At 37.2% G+C, this 19,357-nt stretch carries 12 protein-coding genes; 6 read left to right on the forward strand and 6 right to left on the reverse strand.

The genetic code is table 11. The features are described 5' to 3' along the window. Positions 1–9 precede the first annotated feature (9 nt). The 6 genes from AC23ME_RS12865 (at position 10) to AC23ME_RS12890 (ending at position 8,042) form a co-directional block, all read left to right on the forward strand. Positions 10–789 carry an SAM hydrolase/SAM-dependent halogenase family protein gene (locus AC23ME_RS12865; protein WP_487728172.1) on the forward strand — a complete coding sequence of 260 codons (780 nt, stop codon included), beginning with the start codon at positions 10–12 and terminating at the stop codon, positions 787–789. Positions 790–901: 112 nt separating this feature from the next. Beyond that, a complete protein-coding gene (locus tag AC23ME_RS12870; protein WP_487728173.1) occupies positions 902–3,607 on the forward strand; it encodes a T9SS type A sorting domain-containing protein in 2,706 nt (901 codons plus the stop codon). 24 nt (positions 3,608–3,631) lie between these two features. Further along, positions 3,632–5,461: a T9SS type A sorting domain-containing protein gene (locus AC23ME_RS12875; protein WP_487728174.1), complete on the forward strand. Its 1,830-nt coding sequence runs from the start codon at positions 3,632–3,634 to the stop codon at positions 5,459–5,461. Positions 5,462–5,471: 10 nt separating this feature from the next. Continuing rightward, the gene (locus AC23ME_RS12880; RefSeq protein ID WP_487728175.1) at positions 5,472–7,307 is read left to right on the forward strand and encodes a T9SS type A sorting domain-containing protein; all 1,836 of its coding nucleotides are present in this window, start codon (positions 5,472–5,474) and stop codon (positions 7,305–7,307) included. 44 nt (positions 7,308–7,351) lie between these two features. Next, on the forward strand, positions 7,352–7,894 hold the full coding sequence (locus AC23ME_RS12885; RefSeq protein WP_487728176.1) for a hypothetical protein: 543 nt from the start codon (positions 7,352–7,354) through the stop codon (positions 7,892–7,894). A gap of 1 nt (position 7,895) precedes the next feature. Then, positions 7,896–8,042: a hypothetical protein gene (locus AC23ME_RS12890; RefSeq protein WP_487728177.1), complete on the forward strand. Its 147-nt coding sequence runs from the start codon at positions 7,896–7,898 to the stop codon at positions 8,040–8,042. Positions 8,043–8,157: 115 nt separating this feature from the next. Here AC23ME_RS12890 and AC23ME_RS12895 read toward each other — a convergent pair whose 3' ends face one another. The 6 genes from AC23ME_RS12895 to AC23ME_RS12920 all read right to left on the reverse strand — a co-directional run bounded on the left by AC23ME_RS12895 (position 8,158) and on the right by AC23ME_RS12920 (position 19,260). Then, entirely contained in the window at positions 8,158–9,108 is a 951-nt protein-coding gene (locus AC23ME_RS12895; protein ID WP_487728178.1) for a D-2-hydroxyacid dehydrogenase, read from the reverse strand. Between the two features lie 3 nt (positions 9,109–9,111). Next, positions 9,112–10,179, reverse strand: a complete 1,068-nt coding sequence (serC, locus tag AC23ME_RS12900) for a 3-phosphoserine/phosphohydroxythreonine transaminase (protein WP_487728179.1) — start codon at positions 10,177–10,179, stop codon at positions 9,112–9,114. Positions 10,180–10,623: 444 nt separating this feature from the next. Beyond that, positions 10,624–13,050 (reverse strand): TonB-dependent receptor, encoded by a 2,427-nt coding sequence (locus tag AC23ME_RS12905; RefSeq protein ID WP_487728180.1) that lies wholly within the window; start codon positions 13,048–13,050, stop codon positions 10,624–10,626. An 8-nt stretch (positions 13,051–13,058) separates the two neighbouring features. Further along, positions 13,059–13,730, reverse strand: a complete 672-nt coding sequence (rpe, locus tag AC23ME_RS12910) for a ribulose-phosphate 3-epimerase (protein ID WP_487728181.1) — start codon at positions 13,728–13,730, stop codon at positions 13,059–13,061. A 183-nt stretch (positions 13,731–13,913) separates the two neighbouring features. Beyond that, complete coding sequence (locus tag AC23ME_RS12915) at positions 13,914–17,024, reverse strand: ligand-binding sensor domain-containing protein (protein ID WP_487728182.1); 3,111 nt, start codon at positions 17,022–17,024, stop codon at positions 13,914–13,916. A gap of 25 nt (positions 17,025–17,049) precedes the next feature. Further along, positions 17,050–19,260 carry a tetratricopeptide repeat-containing sensor histidine kinase gene (locus tag AC23ME_RS12920; RefSeq protein WP_487728183.1) on the reverse strand — a complete coding sequence of 737 codons (2,211 nt, stop codon included), beginning with the start codon at positions 19,258–19,260 and terminating at the stop codon, positions 17,050–17,052. Positions 19,261–19,357 lie beyond the last annotated feature (97 nt).

Below are 19,357 nucleotides of genomic sequence, written 5' to 3' on the forward strand. Positions count from 1 at the left end.
TAATTTTTAATGGCGATCATAACATTAACGACAGATTTGGGCTCGAAGGATTTCTATCAGGCTGCTTTGAAAGGCAGTATCCTGAGTATCCTACCAAATGTTAATATTGTAGACGTCACTCACGAAGTACCTGCCTTCAACATTTCTTATGCTGCTTTTGTTCTGAAAAACGCGTACACCTACTTTCCAAAAAACACGGTTCACTTAATTGGAATTGACTCCGTTTTTAACGAGAACACTAAATATGTGGCACTGCGTTATAAAGACCATTATTTTGTTGGCGCAGATAACGGAATTTTTTCACTCTTATTTGATGAGCAACCCGACGAATTGGTAGAACTAAATATCATTCAAGATTTGAAGTTTTTACACTTCCCATTGGTTGATATTCTAGTAAAAGCTGCAGTACATTTAGCCAAAGGCGGCAAATTGAAAGAAATAGGTATTCATGCTGATGACATTGAACAGCGAATGCTCTTACACCCTGTGATAGAACGAGATATCATAAGAGGCAGCGTAATTTTCATAGATACTTTTAACAACGTAATTACCAATATTACCAAAGATCTTTTCACCAAAGTTCAGCGTAACCGCGATTTCACTTTATACTTTAGAAAGAGCGAGACCATTACACAGCTAAGTTGGCATTACAATGAGGTACCGGAAGGCGAAAAACTTTGCTTGTTTGGCATCAGTAATCACTTGGAAATTGCCATCAATAAAGGTAAAGCAAGTGGTTTATTAGGTTTGCATCTGAATGATATTGTACGAGTTGAGTTTCATCCTTAACACCTTCTAAGTAATACTACTTAAACTAAAAGCAAGGTAACAGTACCATAAAAAACACCTATTCCATGAAATATTTTTGTACATCTAATTATATGTACAATAACTATTTCTTATGCTTCAAAAACTTGCTGTAAGGTGTTTTAACAGCTACCTTATCTCTACAACTTTCGTTTGTATTTTTATTATACTACTAGCCAATCAGAGTAAGGCGCAAAACTGGACACCTCTTGGATTACCGAACAATACGTCTACTTCAGACTACATGATGCAAAACATATCGACAGCGATACACACCAATGGTGATATGTACATGGCCTATCACGGACAATACACATCCGTATACGTTAGAAAGTTAAATAGAGCTACAGGAATTTGGGAAGATATTCGGTCTTTTTCGCCGATGAGTGGCGGTGCAATAGCTACTGCCATAGCCATTACCAAAGACGGCATACCCATAGTTGCCGTGAAGCAATGGGGCACGCCCTGGAATATTTTGGTGTATAAAATTGGTCCAAACAACCAGTTTGAGCAGCTAGGTGGTTTCAATGGTACTTTATATTCACAGTTTCAAACAAATCGCATTTCATTAGCATTGGATCAAAATGATGTTCCCTACATCATGTACCAATCCACTGAATCTGCCATTTTCGTAAAAAAGCTTCTAAACAATGAATGGACGGACGTTGGAAATCAGTTTATAGGCATTAGAAATAATACAGACTATATCAAATTAGTAATTGATCTTAATAATGTGCCTACTATCTGTTATGCACAAAATTTTGCTGCTAATACAAAAAACGTAGTGATCAGCAGACTTAATGGAGCTACATGGCAAAACATTAGTAGTCGCCTTCTTATTGGCTCGGGCACCAGAGATGTCCTTTTTGATATTGATAAGCAGAACATGCCATATGTATGTGTGGTGCATCAGAATGGAATAACACTTAAACGTTTGGGTGCAGACGAAAATTGGACCGATGCTACTACTTTGTTTTCGAGCATTACAGATGAGACTTTCATGCATATTGACAAGGATGATAACATCTACGTTTCTGGCATAGCAACTTCAAGCATTCGAAGATTATCTGTTGCAAAATTCAATAGGCAAATGGGGTATTTTGAATTTGTTGGCACCCCAAATTTTACTGGCATAACTTACGAAAACACATTACTTAGCGACGGCGACGGAAAAATAAGCTTAATCTGCACTGATAAGAACGTACGTCCGTATATGTCAACTCGAACTTTCAATCCGAACAACAACATCTGGGAGACGATCGACAACCCTGGAGTTGATGCGACAAGAACAGAACGTTTTACTACTGTAATGGATAGAAACATGACACCTCATATTGCCTATATCGAAAATACTGGAAGAAAAGCCGCAGTAAAAAAACTTAATGGAACAACATGGAGCAATATTGGCCCAGAAGGTTTTTCTACCGGCACGACTGAAGGTATCTCGATGACTTTTGACCGCCAGGGCATACCGTTCGTATGTTTTTCCGACGGCGACCAGGGAAGAAAGGCTACCGTGATGAGGTACAATCAAGGTTCCAACAGTTGGCAGGTACATGGTACAGCAGGCTTTTCTGAAGGTGGTGTAAAAGACCCTTTCTTGAATATAAACCATAACGGTGAAATGTTTATCACATTTGTGGATGAAGCAAGGGGAAACAGGATTTCTACCATGAAATACAACCAAAGCGCTCAAGCATGGGACTATCTGGGTGGACAGGGCTTCTCAGCTCCTGCAAAAAGTATCGCTACCACCTTTGACAATCAAGGAAATCCGGTAATTGCCTACGTTAACAACAATGATGAGCTTACTGCTGTTAGGTGGACCGAAGGTATCTGGACCAATATCGGCTCCGGAAACGCGACTACATCTCGCACCGCCCTTCCCTCAATAGCTGTAGATCCCAACAACAATGTAATTTTGGGTTACAAAAACTTGGAAACCAACAAGGCATCGGTTTCAAAAAAAATTATTGGCAACGACAATTTTTCGTTCAACAAATCGGGACCAGAATGGGTTTCGATAGGTGAAGTTGAGGAGGACGAGCATGACCCTAGGGCAATATCGATTGCAGTTGATGGTAATGGTACACCCTATATCGGATATGTTGAAAAAACACAGAACAACAGGGCGGTGATCAAACGCTTCCATAACAATAGCTGGAAATTGGTTGGAGAACAAGATCGTCTTTCTCCAGGAGGTTTAAGCCAAATCTCTCTGGTAATTTCAGAAACTGGACAACTTTACACTACCTATAATGCCAATGGTGTTTTTATGCAAACTTTCGATACCGGAGTACTTCCCATCAGACTTAGCAGCTTTACAGCAAAGAAAACTTCGAATGTGGTAACATTAAACTGGCAAACACAAATGGAGCGGGACAATAAAGGCTTTGAAATTGAAAGAAAAAATGGTGAACAACAGTTTGAGAAAATCGGCTTTGTAAACGGAAATAACACTCCAAGCACTTATTCTTTTGTAGACAAGCAACCCAAAGCGGGTGTAAACTACTATAGGTTAAAACAGATTGACCTTAACGGAGACCATAGCTATAGCGATATAGTAAGTGTTAACCTATCACTTGCCGAAAATACTGTTTCGATTTATCCAAACCCAGCCAGCAACTATATCAGTATCACAAATATCGACCCGCAACAGACAGCCATCATCTATAACGTATCTGGGCAAAAGGTTAAAGAGGTTAAACTTTCCATGAATCAAATAAATATACAAGAGCTGAAAAGTGGTGTGTATTTTATTGTCGTAGCTGGCAAAAAAATCAAATTTATTAAAGCTTAAAATGATAAAAATCATACTTACAGCATGATACATTTTTTTAAAATAACTTGGGTAATTGCATTTCTATTTGTTTCTACATTAATTGTTAATGCCCAAGTAGTTCCCACTAACAAAATTATTTATGTTAAGGAAAATGGTATTGGAAATGGTGCTTCATGGGCTACACCAACCAGTCTCGCTGTAGCCCTGCAGTGGGCTCAAACGAACAAGGATAATCAACTCTGGAGTAGTGGTGACCCATTAAAAATCTATGTAGCGAAAGGCCATCATAAACCGAGTTTCCATCCTAGCACAAACACACATACAAGTGGCAGAGATGCCACCTTTTTAATGGTTAAAAATGTTCAATTATATGGCGGTTTTCCAGATACTGGTACGCCAACAATAGCTGATCGAAATTGGACAGACAATGGTACACTTCTAGATGGCGAAACGCTTAGTGCCTTCCCTGCTTATCACGTGGTACTTGCTGTTGGCAACCTAGAAAATGCACTTTTAGATGGTTTTGCAATAAACGGTGGTCACGCAGATACGAATGTTGATATCTTTGTGAATGGAGAACTGGTTAGTCATTCAGACGGAGGTGGGATTTTGAATGTATCATCGTCACCAAAACTAACCAATGTTTTTATTAGGTGGAACTCAGGGCAAATGGGTGGTGGAATTTGCAATCGTTATTCATCGCCTTCGTTAAATAATGTAAGCATAGCTGAACATTACGCGTCAATGGGTGGAGGAATTGCCAATTGGCATTCATCACCAAGCCTAACAAATGTAACAATAGCGGGTAATCAAGCAGGTTTTTATGGTGCGGCAATATGGAATTGGAATTCCTCCCCTACGCTAAATAGCGTGGCTATAACCGGAAACCTAAGCGACTTGTCGGGTGGTGGAATATTTAACGCAGCCCATTCTTTACCAATTTTAACTAATGTAACCATCAGCGGAAATAGATCTAATGCTGGCGGTAGTGCAATAGAAACCCAAGACACGTCGATGCCCACATTATTAAATTGTATTATTTGGGGAAATAGTGAGACAAGCATATTCGGACCTGTCGATGCTTCTAGCGTTCATAATTTAATTGAAGGCATTACAACAGCGAATATACCCAGCGGACTAAAAGCTACAGATATCTTTGTCACTCCGCAACCCCATATAGATGCTCCTACAATTGCAGGACTTTACGATTTAAAAAACAACAGTATAGCTATAAATAAAGGGAGCAACGATCTATATAGTGGTATCGATAATCAAACAAAAGATTTAGCAGGAAAAAGTAGGGTTTACAAATTTGACAATGGTGGCATAATTGATTTAGGTGCTTATGAATTTCAGGGAGATCCACCTATACTTCCCATCAGACTTAGCAGCTTTACTGCAAAAAAGACTGCTAACAGCATTATGTTAAACTGGCAAACGCTAATGGAGCGGGACAATAAAGGCTTTGAAATTGAAAGAAAAAATGGTGAACAACAGTTTGAGAAAATTGGCTTTATAAACGGAAATAACACTCCAAGCAGTTATTCTTTTGTAGACAAACACCCTAAAGCTGGCGTAAACTACTATAGGTTAAAACAAATTGACCTTAACGGAGACCATAGCTATAGCGATATAGTAAGTGTTAACCTATCACTTGCCGAAAATACTGTTTCGATTTATCCAAACCCAGCGAGCAACTATATCAATATCACAAATATCGACCCGCAACAAACAGCCATCATCTATAACGTATCTGGGCAAAAGGTTAAAGAGGTTAAACTTTCCATGAATCAAATAAATATACAAGAGCTGAAAAGTGGTGTGTATTTTATTGTCGTAACTGGCAAAAAAATAAAGTTCATTAAACTTTAGCAGTAGCAACATGAATAATATTAAAAAAGTACTAGCAGTTCTTGTAGGTTTATTAACTTATAAAGCAAAAGCTCAAATTACGCCCAATAATAACATCATTTATGTACGCGAAAATGCAACAGGTAATGGCGCTTCTTGGAATGCCGCTGCCAATTTAACAACCGTATTACAGTGGGCACAAGCTAACAAAAATTCCAATCTTTGGAATGCGAACAATCCTTTAAAAGTTTATATAGCCGAAGGAAACTACAAGCCTACCATACATCCCAGCACCAACACTATCACCCAAAATGAAAATGCAACATTCTTAATGGTAAAGAATGTACAGCTATATGGCGGTTTTCCAACAACTGGAAATCCTACTATGACTGATCGCAACCATCTTGTTAATAGTACGGTACTAAATGGAGAAACACTAGGTGGCACTCCGGCTTATCACGTCGTTCTATCAGTAGGTGATGTTGAAAATGCACTTATAGATGGCCTTTCTATTATAGGTGGCAATGCAAATAGTGATAGCAGGTCTATTGTTAACGAACTGCAAATTAATCATCAATACGGAGGAGGCATGCTAAATATGTATTCTTCGCCGCGCTTAAATAATATCGCCATCAAATGGAATACAGCAGCCCTAGCTGGTGGGGGCTTATATAATGAAAATGCTTATCCCACCTTCGCAAAAGTAGTTATTGCAGAGAATTCGAGTGATGTTGGTGGAGGCCTAGCTAATATAAGTTCATCGCCTTTGGTAACTAATACAATTATTTGTGGTAATTCCTCAAGCTCCGAAGGAGGTGGAATGTTCAATTGGAACGGCTCCCCGAATTTGCACAATGTCTCCATTACAGGAAATAATGGAGGTTTCCATGGCGGTGGGATACGTAATTGGCATCATTCCTATCCGCAACTTACCAACGTAACTATTAGTGGAAACTCGGCGCAAAATGGTGGAGGTATATCAAACCTGAGTACAGAGCCTATCGTGTTAATAAACAATAGCATTGTATGGGGTACCAATACTTCACAATCGATATTAGGAAACATAGATTTCGACAGCAGCAACAATTTAATAGAGGGAAGCACTATTGGGAACATCAATAATATCCCTACTGATTTAACTGTTACTTCTATTTTTAAAGCGCCAGTATCTTTTCAAACTGCACCTACAATTGCTGGCAACTACGCTTTGAAACCAAATAGCATAGCCATTAATACAGGAAGTAACGACCTATATAATGGCCTCAGTAGCCAAACGAAAGATTTAGCAGGATATCCTAGAGTTTATAATCACAGTACTGGAGGAATAATAGATATTGGAGCATATGAATTACAAGAAGACTGGATACTTCCTATTAAGCTCAATAGCTTTACTGCAAAAAAAACTGCTAGCAGCATTACGTTAAACTGGCAAACGCTAATGGAAAGAGACAATAAAGGCTTTGAAGTTGAAAGAAAAAATGGCGAACAACAATTTGAGAAAATTGGCTTTGTAACCGGAAATAACACTCCTAGCGTTTATTCTTTCATAGATAAGCAACCTAAAGCGGGTGTAAACTACTATAGGTTAAAACAATTCGACTTTAATGGAAACCACAGTTATAGCGATATAGTAAGTGTTAATCTATCACTTGATGACAATAACATTTCAGTATATCCAAACCCTGCCATTAACTACATCAATATTACAAACGTGAATGATCAACAAATAGCGATCATCTACAATTCATTAGGTCAAAAGGTTAAACAAGTTAAAATATCAGGAAGCCAGATAGACATCCACGAACTGAAAAATGGGGTGTATTTTGTCATTATAGCAGGTAAAAAAATAAAATTTATCAAATCATAGAATATAATTTGCAATCAAGGCATAAATTTTGATTAGGCAAAAGGATGAATAAGACTCTAATTATCTTCCTCTTGCCTTTTTTTGGGGGCTTAAATATTTACGCTCAAGACACTACTGCATACCAGCTACAACGCAATAAAATCAATGCCATGTTGGCCGAAAGAAGTGCTCGTTTTGGACAATACGATGAAAGCTTAACCGCAAGAACTGGAATTTTCGGTTTTCAAACTAAACGTGACATTAAAAATTCGAACGAGATTTTAAGACAAATTGCCATTAACGACAATAACATTTTCACCGAATTGAAGGTGTTGTTAGATTACAAAGACCTTCAATTTCAGGAAGTAAAAACTAATATTGACCATAGCCAAGTGAGGATTGACAGCTACAAAAAGACGATTAGAGATTTACAAGTGAAGAATGAAGAACTGCTGACTTATAATCAGAAAATTGGCAAAAGTGCCGATTACTTACAACTTTTTTTAGTGCTGTTTGTTATTTCTACAGCGGTCTGTGTTTTCATTATCTATAGAAAAAACAAGGTAATTAAAGCTAAAGAGCCGCATAGCGAAATTAAAGTTTTATAATATGAAGAGAGCGTTTTTTAAGGCATTAGTGAAGTTCAATAATTTAGTGATGCCGTCTTTATATAAAGAAGACCCAATGAAGCTGAGTACTTTTCAAAAAGGGATTTTGGGATTTAGGTACTGGGCTTTAACGAATTCGATGAAGTAATTTTGAAACATTAAGGAATTAAGAGATATTAAGCAATCTTAACTTCTTAATGTTTATAAAGAAAAAGGCTCATTGTTATTACAACGAGCCTTTTTTATATCATTATATATTAAAACTAGCCTTTAAAATGATCAATAATCAAATTAGCTAATTCTGTACCTATACGCTCTTGCGCTTCGTTAGTTGAAGCACCAATATGCGGTGTTAACGAAATTTTTGGATGTGCCAAAAGTGCAGCAGCTGGAGTTGGCTCATTATCAAACACATCTAAACCTGCGAAAGAAACCTTACCAGAGTTTAAAGCTTCAATTAAAGCTGGCTCGTCAATAGTTCCACCACGAGAACAGTTAACCACACCAACACCTTGTTTCATTGCAGCAAACTCAGCAGCACCTAAAATTGGTTTATCTGCGAATGGCGTGTGTAAAGAGATAAAATCACTGTTTGCAATTACCTCTTCCAGAGAAACTGTAGTTACCGGAATTTCAACCTTAATACCTAAAGTTAAGTTCAAAGTAATGTTACCACTGAACGGGAACAAATCGTAAGCTAATACGTTCATTCCTAAACCTAAAGCTACCGCAGCAGTTTCTCTACCAATTCTACCAAAACCAATAATACCGATAGTTTTACCTCTTAACTCAATACCTTTAGCGTAAGCTTTTTTAAGGTCGTTAAATTTAGAACCACCTTCTACAGGCATTTTACGGTTAGCATCTTGTAAGAAACGTACACCTGTAAACAAGTGAGAAAATACCAATTCTGCTACAGATAAAGATGAAGCCGCAGGTGTATTTACTACAGTAATTCCCTTCGAACGTGCATATTCTACATCGATATTATCCATACCAACACCACCTCTACCTATTAATTTAAGGTTCGGACAAGCATCAATAACGTCTTTTCTAACTTTGGTTGCACTTCTAACGGTTAAACCATCATAATTTTGCAACGCAGCAATTAGTTGGTCTTGAGGAACAGTCTGTGTATCAACTGTAAAACCAGCATCTTCTAATAATTTTTTTCCTATTGGATCTATGCCATCATTGGCAAGTATTCTAGCCATTTTTTATTTTTTGTGTTGTTCTTCGAAACTTTGCATTAAATCTATTAGCGCATGTACGCTTGTAATTGGCAGTGCATTATACATCGATGCTCTAAAACCACCTACACTTCTGTGTCCTTTTAAACCTTCAAAACCATTCTCATCTGCATATTTAGCAAAAGGTTTTTCCAATTCTGGATCTTCCATTACGAAACAAATGTTCATACGAGAACGATCTTCTACTGCGCAAGTTCCTTTGAACAATGTGTTTCTATCAATCTCAGCATACAAAGCTCTTGCTTTCGCAATATTTTCCTTTTCCATTTCGGCAACGCCACCTTTAGATTTTAACCATCTTAAGTTTAACATGGCAGTGTAAATAGAAAATACTGGCGGTGTGTTGTACATAGAACCACCATCAATGTGCGATTTGTAGTCTAACATAGAAGGAATTGATCTCCCAGTTTTACCTAAAATCTCATCTTTGATAATCACTACCGTTAAACCAGCAGGACCAATATTTTTTTGCGCACCAGCGTAAATGATATCATATTTGGCAACATCAATTTCGCGGCTCATAATGTCTGATGACATATCGCAAACCACAGGAACTTTAGTTACCGGCAATTCGAATAACTCGGTACCGTAAATTGTATTGTTAGAAGTGTAGTGGAAATAAGCACTATCTTCTGGAATTACATAATCTTTAGGAATAAAAGTATAGTTGGCATCTTTTGAAGAAGCTACTACGTTAGCTTTACCAAAGTGTTTCACTTCTTTGATCGCTTTGCTTGCCCAAACACCCGAATCTAAGTACGCAGCAGTACCGCCTTCTGGCAGTAAATTCTGTGGCACCATAGAAAATTGCAGGCTCGCTCCTCCTTGCAATAACAGCACGGAATATCCGGAAGGTACATTCAAAAGTTCTTTTACCAATTTCACAGTTTCCTCTACAACACCATCAAATTCAGGTGAGCGGTGGGAGATTTCTAAAATTGATAATCCGTCTTTAAAATCTAATACTGCAGCAGAAGCTTGCTTAAAAACCTCTTGCGGTAAAATACATGGACCAGCTCCAAAATTATGTCTCATTTTTATTGTTTTTGATTAGGTGTAAAATTAACACTTTGACATTAATTATTCGGCTTTTTTATCAACTAAATAACTAACATGACAAACGTTTGAGAAAAACGAAAAACTGAAGTTATAGTATATTAACCTATTACTGTTTAAAATTAACTTGTATTTTTAGTTAATCGCATGAAATACAGCACTTTTTTTTTGGAAAAGCAATTGCAGTAATTCTTCGCTTGGGCTAGTCCCGTTTTACGCTTTATTCCTTGGCAAACACATAGGTGTTGCCACTACATGCTCGCTCCAACCGGGTTTAGTTTACTAGCACCTGTGCACAGCACTAGCATTTTAAACCCGATAGTAGCAACACGCAGCCGAAGTATGAGGCAAGTAAAGCGAATAGCGGGACGGTCGTTAAAAAATGTGACGAACAGTGCTTTTCAAAAAAGAATAAAGCTTGAGCTATTTGTTCTTCAATCTAAAAATAAGCTTGAAATTCAACTGCCTGCCAGTTAAATAATTTGGAATGCCGTAGTTGACATTGTTCACATCTTTAAGCCAAATATAAGACACTGTGTTATTGATATTTAGCAAGTTAAAAACCTCGGCATAGGCTATTACAGAACTAAAATATTTGCTCAAAAACTGAGGTTTTTTTACTGCTTCTGCATCCAGAAAATCGTTAGAAAAACCTATATCTACCCTTCTATAGGCCGGAATGCTGAAATTATCTGTATAAGTTTCTATTTGTGGCGAACCGATTGGCAACCTAGAGCCATAAAGCAAATTCAAGTGCACTTTATAGGTAGGACTTTTGAATAACCTGTCCTGAAAAAACATCGAAAAATTAACTCGTTGGTCGGTTGGTCTTTTTAAATAGCCTGGATAGACCGTTTCGTTACTACCATCGGCATTTCTTCTAACATAACTATCGCCAATTACATCTTGGTTAGCATTTAAAAACGAAACCCTGAAAAACGACATCAAATCTTTAACGAGCTCACCGCCTAAAGAAAAATCTGCACCGTAAGTATGTCCTTTAGCAACGTCGGCAGCTAGATATTTGATCCTCACATTGTCTATTACATAGGGGATCATACGGTCAGCGTATTTGTAGTAAACTTCTGAAGTAAACTTTAAACGTGTTCCCAGACCATTGAAGGCAAAATCGTAGCCAGCAGAAACATTATAAGAACGTTGGGATTTTTGACCTAAGAACAGCGAGCCATCAAATGCTCTAATACTTCTGTAACTAGGTGCCTGACGATAAATACCCGCCGTAAATCTCCAAAGTTTGTATTCTTCTGGTCTGTAAAGCATTAAAAACCTCGGACTAACCAAAACCTCACCACTTAAATCATTGTAATTTACTCGAACGCCTAACTGCACGTCTGTTTTACCGGATACGGCGTAACTGTCTTGTAAATAAGCAGAAATAGAATTGATTTTGAGGTTGTTATTAGAGAAGATGGCATCTTCAAAAGTGAAAGAGTTGGTATTTGCAGGTAAAATGTAACCAGCAGAATCGATGTAACTATACTCGTTTATTCTATCTGCATATTTAGCTTGTTCAAACCTGCCGCCGTAAGTAAAATCGTGTTTTCCTATGCGATGTTCTATCTTTAATTCTGTACTTGCAATGGTAGATTTTAAGCTGTTGCGGGCGTAGCTGTAATAACTCCCCAAGCCTCTATTTTTACGGATTGGACCAAAACCACCATCACCGTAATTATTATCTACCTCTTCGAAAACGTAGTTACCATCAATATCAAAACGTTCACGTTCATCAATTTCGAAGTAACTGTTAATCCATTTTACTGAAACATCTTTATTAGGCTGAAACAAACCAGTAACTGCACCGCCGTAAGTATAGTAATTATCAATCTCTTGCCCTTCGTAATCTACTTTTAAGCGAATGGGATTATTGATGGTACCGAACTGCGTTTCCCTACTTTCTGGCACCAATCTAAAACTTCCAGAATTGAAATTCAGCAAGGTATTGATACTAAATTTTGAGCTAAAATTATGTTGGTACAAGGCTTGAAAATCGTTAAAACTTGGTCTGTAACTTCCCCTTGTATCTTGCGTACCCAGTATATTTCGGTTGTCTTTTCTTCTAAAACCCAGTAGTAAATGGCTGTTTTTAAATGCGGTTTTGGCAGTGGCCGATATTCCCATTAAACCAGCCGTTAAAATATATTGGTTACTATCTGGCTTGTTGTAGCGTACATCCAAAACCGACGATAATTTATCGTTATATCTGGCATTAAAGCCGCCAGCAGAAAAGCGGGCACTACTCACAAAATCTGGATTGATGAAGCTCAAACCTTCTTGCTGTCCATTTCTTATCAGGATCGGTCTGTTAATTTCGATATCGTTAACGTAGATCAGGTTTTCATCGAAATTACCTCCCCGAACGTTGTACTGCGAACTCAACTCGTTATTGGTAGAAACGCCTGGCAACGTTTTTAAAATAGCTTCAAAATTCATTGAAACCGTAGGCAAACTAGCAATATCTATTACGTTTATACTTTGGGCATTGTTCAGTTGGTTTTGTTTGTTGATAACCTTTACTGTTTTCAGTTCCTTAATATCAGGCCTTAAAGTAACATCTTTTCCTACATCAGCGCCCTTACTTTCATTAAATTTTATGGTTTCTACTTTGTAGCCTACCAGCTTGTACCGTAAGCTAAAGTTAGATAAACGAGATTGAATGGTATATTTTCCATTTTCGTCGGTAATACTTGTACCAGCCAATCCTACTAAAGTAACCGTTACTTTTGGCAGCGGCTGATTTTTTTCATCATAAACCACACCACTCACCTTTACTTGAGCAGCTGTAGTTAATGAGAAGGCAACAAAGAGGAATAGAAAAAGCGTCTTCGTCATTTATAAGGTTAGATGTGTTGAACTGAAGTTTGAACTTGCTTTAGATCGGCAATCATTTGCGTTGGACTTGGTGCCGCAAAAACTGCATTGCCTGCCACGAAAACATTTGCGCCTGCTTCAATTAGCGAAGCAATGTTATGAATACCTACACCACCATCAACTTCTATTAATAAATTAGGATTACTTTGTAGCGCCATTTGCCTTAATTCGCTTACTTTATTTAGCGTTTGAGGGATAAAAGCCTGTCCACCGAAACCTGGGTTAACAGACATTACCAAAGCCAAGTCGATATCGTGCAGCACATCTTTCAGTAAACTTACGGGCGTATGCGGATTTAGCGCCACTCCTGCTTTGCATCCTACAGATTTGATCAATTGAATGGTACGATGTAAATGTGTACAGGCTTCGTAGTGAACGGTAATGATATCAGCACCAGCTTTTGCAAATTCGGCAATGTAGCGGTCTGGGTCTACAATCATCAAATGCACATCAAAAGGCTTTTTCGCATGCTTTTTTGCCGCAGTTATTACTGGAAATCCGAAGGAGATATTTGGTACAAATACACCATCCATTACATCAACATGAAACCAATCTGCTTGGCTGTCGTTGATCATTTCTACATCGCGTTGTAGGTTGGCAAAATCTGCTGATAAGATGGATGGGGCAATTAGGTGTTTCATTTAACTCTTTCGTCATTGCTTGGTACAGAGCAATATTTGTATAATTTGTTTGAGATTGCTTCGTTGTACCTCCTCGCAATGAAGAATATATTTACATTATTGCGAGCACAAAACAATCACTGCAAGGTACAAAAAGAACTCGGAAATTTAATAGTTCCAGAGCTGCGACATTTGAATAGCTATCTATAAAGCAACATTAGCACTGGAGCTAATTACCGGAAGGCAAATGGTAGCAACCGTTCCCTTGCCATTAGCACCGGCTGAAATATTGAAACTGGAACTCTCTTGTTTGTCTTGAATATTGATCATTTCTATCCTTTCTTTGATAGATGAAAGACCGATAGACGTTTCTTTAATACTACTTTTAATGGTTGATTTGGCTTTATTGTTTACCCCTACTCCATTATCTGCCACTGTGATACAAATTCTACCATCATGTAATTTCATTTGAACTTCTAAATGTGCATCTGGATTTTGACTAACAATTAAACCATGCAATATTGCATTTTCTATTAGAGGTTGTATCAGCATTGGCGGTATTAGGCACTCTTTCAAGTTTATCTTATCATCTACCCTAAAATTATAGGTAAATGAATTGCTATACCTATCTGCTTCCAGTTCAGTATACAACATTAAAGCTTTCCATTCCTTTTCGGCAGTCACTAAACTCCTTGACGAGTTCTCTAAAATCAACCTACTCAGCGATGCAAATTTCTGTATCAATCTAGAAGCTGCAGTTTTATCGTTATCCATAATATAAGATTCGATGGAATTTAGGACATTGAAGATAAAATGCGGGTTCATTTGCGAACGAATGGCTTTCAGTTCACTTTGCGAAAGTCTTTGCTTAAACAAAAACTGGTCTTGAATAAAGGTAATTCTTCGCCTCAGCAGAAACACAACAGTTAACACTCCCAAACTAATGCAAAGTACTGCAAACCAAGTTTTTTCGTACCAAAAAGGCAATACAGTAATTATCAACTGTTCTTCCAAGCTAAAAACCTCATCGTTATTACTGCCTTTAACATGCAGCACATATTCGCCATGGGGCATACTTCCTAAAGCAATATCGCCATTTTTTACCTGCTGCCACTCTGCTTTTTCGCCAACCTTATAGAAGAATTTATTCTCTTGCGTTGCGGTATAACTTGTAATTGCGAAATGAATATTCACAATTTTTGTTCCTGCTTTTAGCGTAATTTGTTTCTGATTTTCTTTAATTTCAATCTGCTTTTCATGCCCATCTGCACTAATATCCATAAAAATTACCTTTGGTACAGCAGTGTTAGATTTGATGTAATATGGATTAAACCTCGTTACGTAACCGCTGTAACTTAAAAGGTAGTTTCCCGCTTTATCTGTCTCAAAAAAACCGTGTCCCTCATACTGAAAAGGCAAACCGTTGTTAAAGTTGAAATAAGTAAATGTCTTTTTTCTATCGTATTTAACAATTCCCTGTTGCGATGGTATCCATAAATAGCCAAGCGTATCAACCATGATACGTTTCAGGTTGTTTTCAGGCAATCCCATTTTATGGTCAATGAGCAAACCTGTTTTATTTTTCTTATCAATTTTTAACAAGCCAATTTCCGAAACCGCCCAAATTGTTTGTTCGTTATCCTGAGTGATATCCGTTACCCAAGTCACTTCGGCAAATTTGCCATCTTTGTCTTTAATTTTGATCTTTTCGAAAGCATCTTTTGTTGCATTGTATAAACTTATCCCTTTGGTAGCACCAGCCCAGAAATCGCCCTGCTTGTCTATTAAACACGAAAAAACTGAGCCATCTATATTTTTGCCATCGGGCAGATATTGTTTGATAAATTTTTCAGTTTTGGGATCGAAAACAAATAATCCGTTTTGCCTTGCCCTAATCCAAAATTTGCCGTCTTTTCTTCTATATAACTTCGATACGAAGAGGTTATCTTTGATGCTTAAATCTAACGGAGGCAAGAATACTTTATATGTATTTCCTGTTTTTTTCACCAAGCCAGAATCTGTACTGAACCAGAAATTCTTTTCACCATCTTGATAAATACTACTGATAGATTTACTAAGGAAACTTTTTGAGTTTGCTGGCACTTGGGTAATGTGCGAAAGCAGTTTCCAGTTTTTATCTAACACGTAAACCCCTTTCGCGTAGTAACAGGTGATGTAAAATCGATCAGCAGTTTCTAACATATTATTAGGTATACCCAACAACTTCGGGTTGGTGAGTTTAGCCTGCTGATAAACCGGAATATTTTCGAAATTCTGATAATTTGGATCGACTATGCTAACACCGTTATCAGTAGATAGCCACAACCTGTTCTGCCGATCTTTAGCGATGTGAAATATTGTAAATGCATTTAACGAAGATGTATTGAGTTCGTCAGAAACGTAAGCTTTAAGCTGATTATTTTGTAATTTTTTCAGCAGCAGCCCTCCATTTACGGCAATACACAACCAATTCTGCTGTAAATTATCTGTCCACTCTGTAATGCTATTTATTCTGGTGATACGATCTTTAAATGGAATAGATACAGATTTTACCAGGCCATCTTTGTTGAAATATTTAAGCCCATTTGATGCTTCGCCTAAATAAATACTTCCATTCGGAGTTTGGTGTAAGGCTAGAACGGGATCCCCTTCGTCTTGTCGACAATTTACGGTTTTTGCTTTTTGATCTATCAGATATAAGCCATCGTTACCAAGTGCCCATAACCTATGCTCCCGATCTTCGGCTATGCCATAAAAACCCACAAGCTGTTTCACACCTTTTTTAAAGCTCACGTAGTTAGTGAAGCGATTTCTTTTGTAGTCAAACAATTGAATTCCTACAGTTGTGGCAACCCATAAATTTCCTTTGCTATCTACAAAAGGCACACAGTTTTCATTAGCTGCCAGACTATTTCTATCGCTAGGATTATTAAAAAAGTTAGTAGCTTTTCCTGTTACAGGATTAAAACGAGATAACCCTTTTGCAGTGCCCAACCAAAGATAGTTGTCGCTATCCTGAACAATTTTATTCAGGGCATCATTACAAATGGTGGTGCTATCTTTAGCATCATGCTTATACTCTTTAACTCCTGTACCATCGTAACGATTTAACCCCTTGCTGGTAGCTATCCAGATAATACCATTCTTATCTTCGTAAGTACATTTAACGGCATTGGTACTTAAGCCATCTTTTACTGTTATTTGGTTAAATTTCAGGTTAGGAAACGACTGTCCAAGAGCCATAAAATTCCCAAAAACCAGCAACAAACAAGTGCTTATTAGATTTTTACAACTGCAAGCAATTTCATTTTTCATTTATAACACAACCCTCATTGCAACGTTAAGCTACAGAATTTTCAAAATGTGGAAGAAAAATCTCTGCAACAGTACCGCTACCTTCCGCTTTTGAACTTATCTTAAAGCTTGCAAAAAAATCGCGTTTTTGTGCATTAATTATCGCAATTCTTTCTTTGATAGATGCCAAGCCCATAGATTTTTCCTTAACCCCAGTTTTAGTAAATGCTTTAGGAGTACCTTCAATACCATTACCGTTGTCTTCTACAGTAATATAAATTCCTTGTTCGTGCTTTTTTAACTGAACTTCTAAGTGTGCCCCTGGTTTTGGATCTACAATTAAGCCGTGTAAAATAGCGTTCTCAATTAATGGCTGAATTAACATTGGCGGTAAAAGCAAAGTCTTTAACTGTAAACTTTCATCGGCATTAAAATTAAAGCTGAATGTATTGTTGTAACGCATGGCTTCTAACTCGGTGTACAATTTTAGTGCTTTCCATTCTCTATCGGCAGTAACCAAACTTCTGGTAGAATTTTCTAAAATCAGCCTACTTAACGATGCAAATTTTTGTATCAACCTAGAAGCCGTCTGTTTATCATTATCCATGATATAAGCTTCGATAGAATTAAGCACGTTGAAAATAAAATGTGGGTTCATTTGTGAGCGAATTGCTTTTAGCTCGCTTTCTGTTAATTGAAACTGATGCTTAAGCAAGATCTCATTTTGTATTGCTTCCTGCTGCTGCAAAGTATTTTTAAATCGCAGTTGCCTAATTCGATACAGATTAATTAAGTATCCGATTACGGATGCTAACACAACAATTGCAATAATGCCATAAAGCCACAGCTGTTTTAACTCCAAACGGTTAAGTTCTTGTTCTTGAGACAATGCTTTTACTTTGTTAGACTGAAGTTTTTCGTTGTTTTTGGAAATGATAAGCTGCTTTTCTTTTTCTTTATTAATCAACTGCTCATTTTCTAGAGATATGCGCTGTAAATCCCTAAACTGAACTCCCTTTTGAATTTCAGCTTTGTTTAGCGCTAATTGCAACGCCTGTTGTTTTAACTGCTCGCTTGCCAACAATTGCTGCTGCTGATACGATAACTCTTTTTTATCGAAATCATACTGCAAGCCCATTCTGGTAATTTCATTTTTCTTTTTGTCGTTACCTATGCTATCAGCGAATTTGAAAAACTGTTTATGGTAAAAAAGTGCACTATCTGGTCTTATTAACGCTTCGTAAACCTCACTTAAGCCTAAGCTTGCATCTCTTTTAATTTCTGTAACGTTTAAATCAAAACCAACTTTTAAAGCACTAAGCCCATAAGTTTTTGCCTTATTATAATCTCCCTTTTTAAAATATGCCAATGATACGTTTTGATAATTGAAGCCCAGACTTTTAATGCTGCTTATTTTCTTGTTTAACTCGATAGCTTTTAAGCCATATTCCAAAGCAATATCGGATTGCTTCAAATTTGCATAGTACGCAGATAAATTTCCGTTTTCTCTAGCAACAGACCTGATATCTCCAACCGAATCTGCTAATTTAACAGACAGCTTGCCATATTTAATAGCTTCGGCAACATTCTTATTTTTAAAGTGTATGGTCGCAATATTAGACAAAGCATTGGCTTGTCCTATATGGTTATTGTGTTTTTTTAAAATCAAATAAGATTTTTGATACTGCTCCATCGCTTGGCTCAAATTGTTCATCTCATTGTAAACGGTTGCCATATTCATATAAGTGATGGCTGCTTCTAGCTCATTCTTCTTTAAATCAAACTTTTTTAATGCGGCTAGGTAATACCTCAGCGCTTCCGGATACTTAGATTGCGCCATGTAAACGATACCAATATTGGCGTAACCACCAGCAATTCCGTAATCATGCTTGATCAGTTCATCAACACTTATGGCTTTATGTAAAAATTCAAGTGCTTCGGGATACCTAGATAAGTAAAATAACGCCATTCCTTTTGCCCTATAAGCTGCAGATACTATTTGCTTTTTCTTGATTTTATCCTGAAAAGACATAATTTCATCCACATATTTTATGGCCGCTTTTGTATCTGGATGGATGGTTAGCTTAGCTAATTCAAACAGCATTGTTGCTCGCTCATCGTCTTGTTGCGGATGCTTTTTTAAGGCATTTGTTAGCGAGTCTAGTTTTTTATTTTGACCGTAGCTATCAACTCTTACTAAAAAAACTAGTATAGTTAATATAGAAATTATGAACGGAATTTTGATTGGTGATTTCATATATAAGTAGGTCTAGACACTATTAAAATTAACGAAAATTATAGTCGTTTACCTAATTGCTAAATAACATATTTATTATTCCGATAACTAAATTCTA

The organism is Pedobacter sp. T50_32 (assembly GCF_057652195.1).

Coding starts and splice junctions, on each gene's coding strand:
- AC23ME_RS12865 (WP_487728172.1), top strand. CDS start 10: ATGGCGATCATAACATTAACGACAGATTTGGGCTCGAAGGATTTCTAT.
- AC23ME_RS12870 (WP_487728173.1), top strand. CDS start 902: ATGCTTCAAAAACTTGCTGTAAGGTGTTTTAACAGCTACCTTATCTCT.
- AC23ME_RS12875 (WP_487728174.1), top strand. CDS start 3,632: ATGATACATTTTTTTAAAATAACTTGGGTAATTGCATTTCTATTTGTT.
- AC23ME_RS12880 (WP_487728175.1), top strand. CDS start 5,472: ATGAATAATATTAAAAAAGTACTAGCAGTTCTTGTAGGTTTATTAACT.
- AC23ME_RS12885 (WP_487728176.1), top strand. CDS start 7,352: ATGAATAAGACTCTAATTATCTTCCTCTTGCCTTTTTTTGGGGGCTTA.
- AC23ME_RS12890 (WP_487728177.1), top strand. CDS start 7,896: ATGAAGAGAGCGTTTTTTAAGGCATTAGTGAAGTTCAATAATTTAGTG.
- AC23ME_RS12895 (WP_487728178.1), bottom strand. CDS start 9,108: ATGGCTAGAATACTTGCCAATGATGGCATAGATCCAATAGGAAAAAAA.
- serC (WP_487728179.1), bottom strand. CDS start 10,179: ATGAGACATAATTTTGGAGCTGGTCCATGTATTTTACCGCAAGAGGTT.
- AC23ME_RS12905 (WP_487728180.1), bottom strand. CDS start 13,050: ATGACGAAGACGCTTTTTCTATTCCTCTTTGTTGCCTTCTCATTAACT.
- rpe (WP_487728181.1), bottom strand. CDS start 13,730: ATGAAACACCTAATTGCCCCATCCATCTTATCAGCAGATTTTGCCAAC.
- AC23ME_RS12915 (WP_487728182.1), bottom strand. CDS start 17,024: ATGAAAAATGAAATTGCTTGCAGTTGTAAAAATCTAATAAGCACTTGT.
- AC23ME_RS12920 (WP_487728183.1), bottom strand. CDS start 19,260: ATGAAATCACCAATCAAAATTCCGTTCATAATTTCTATATTAACTATA.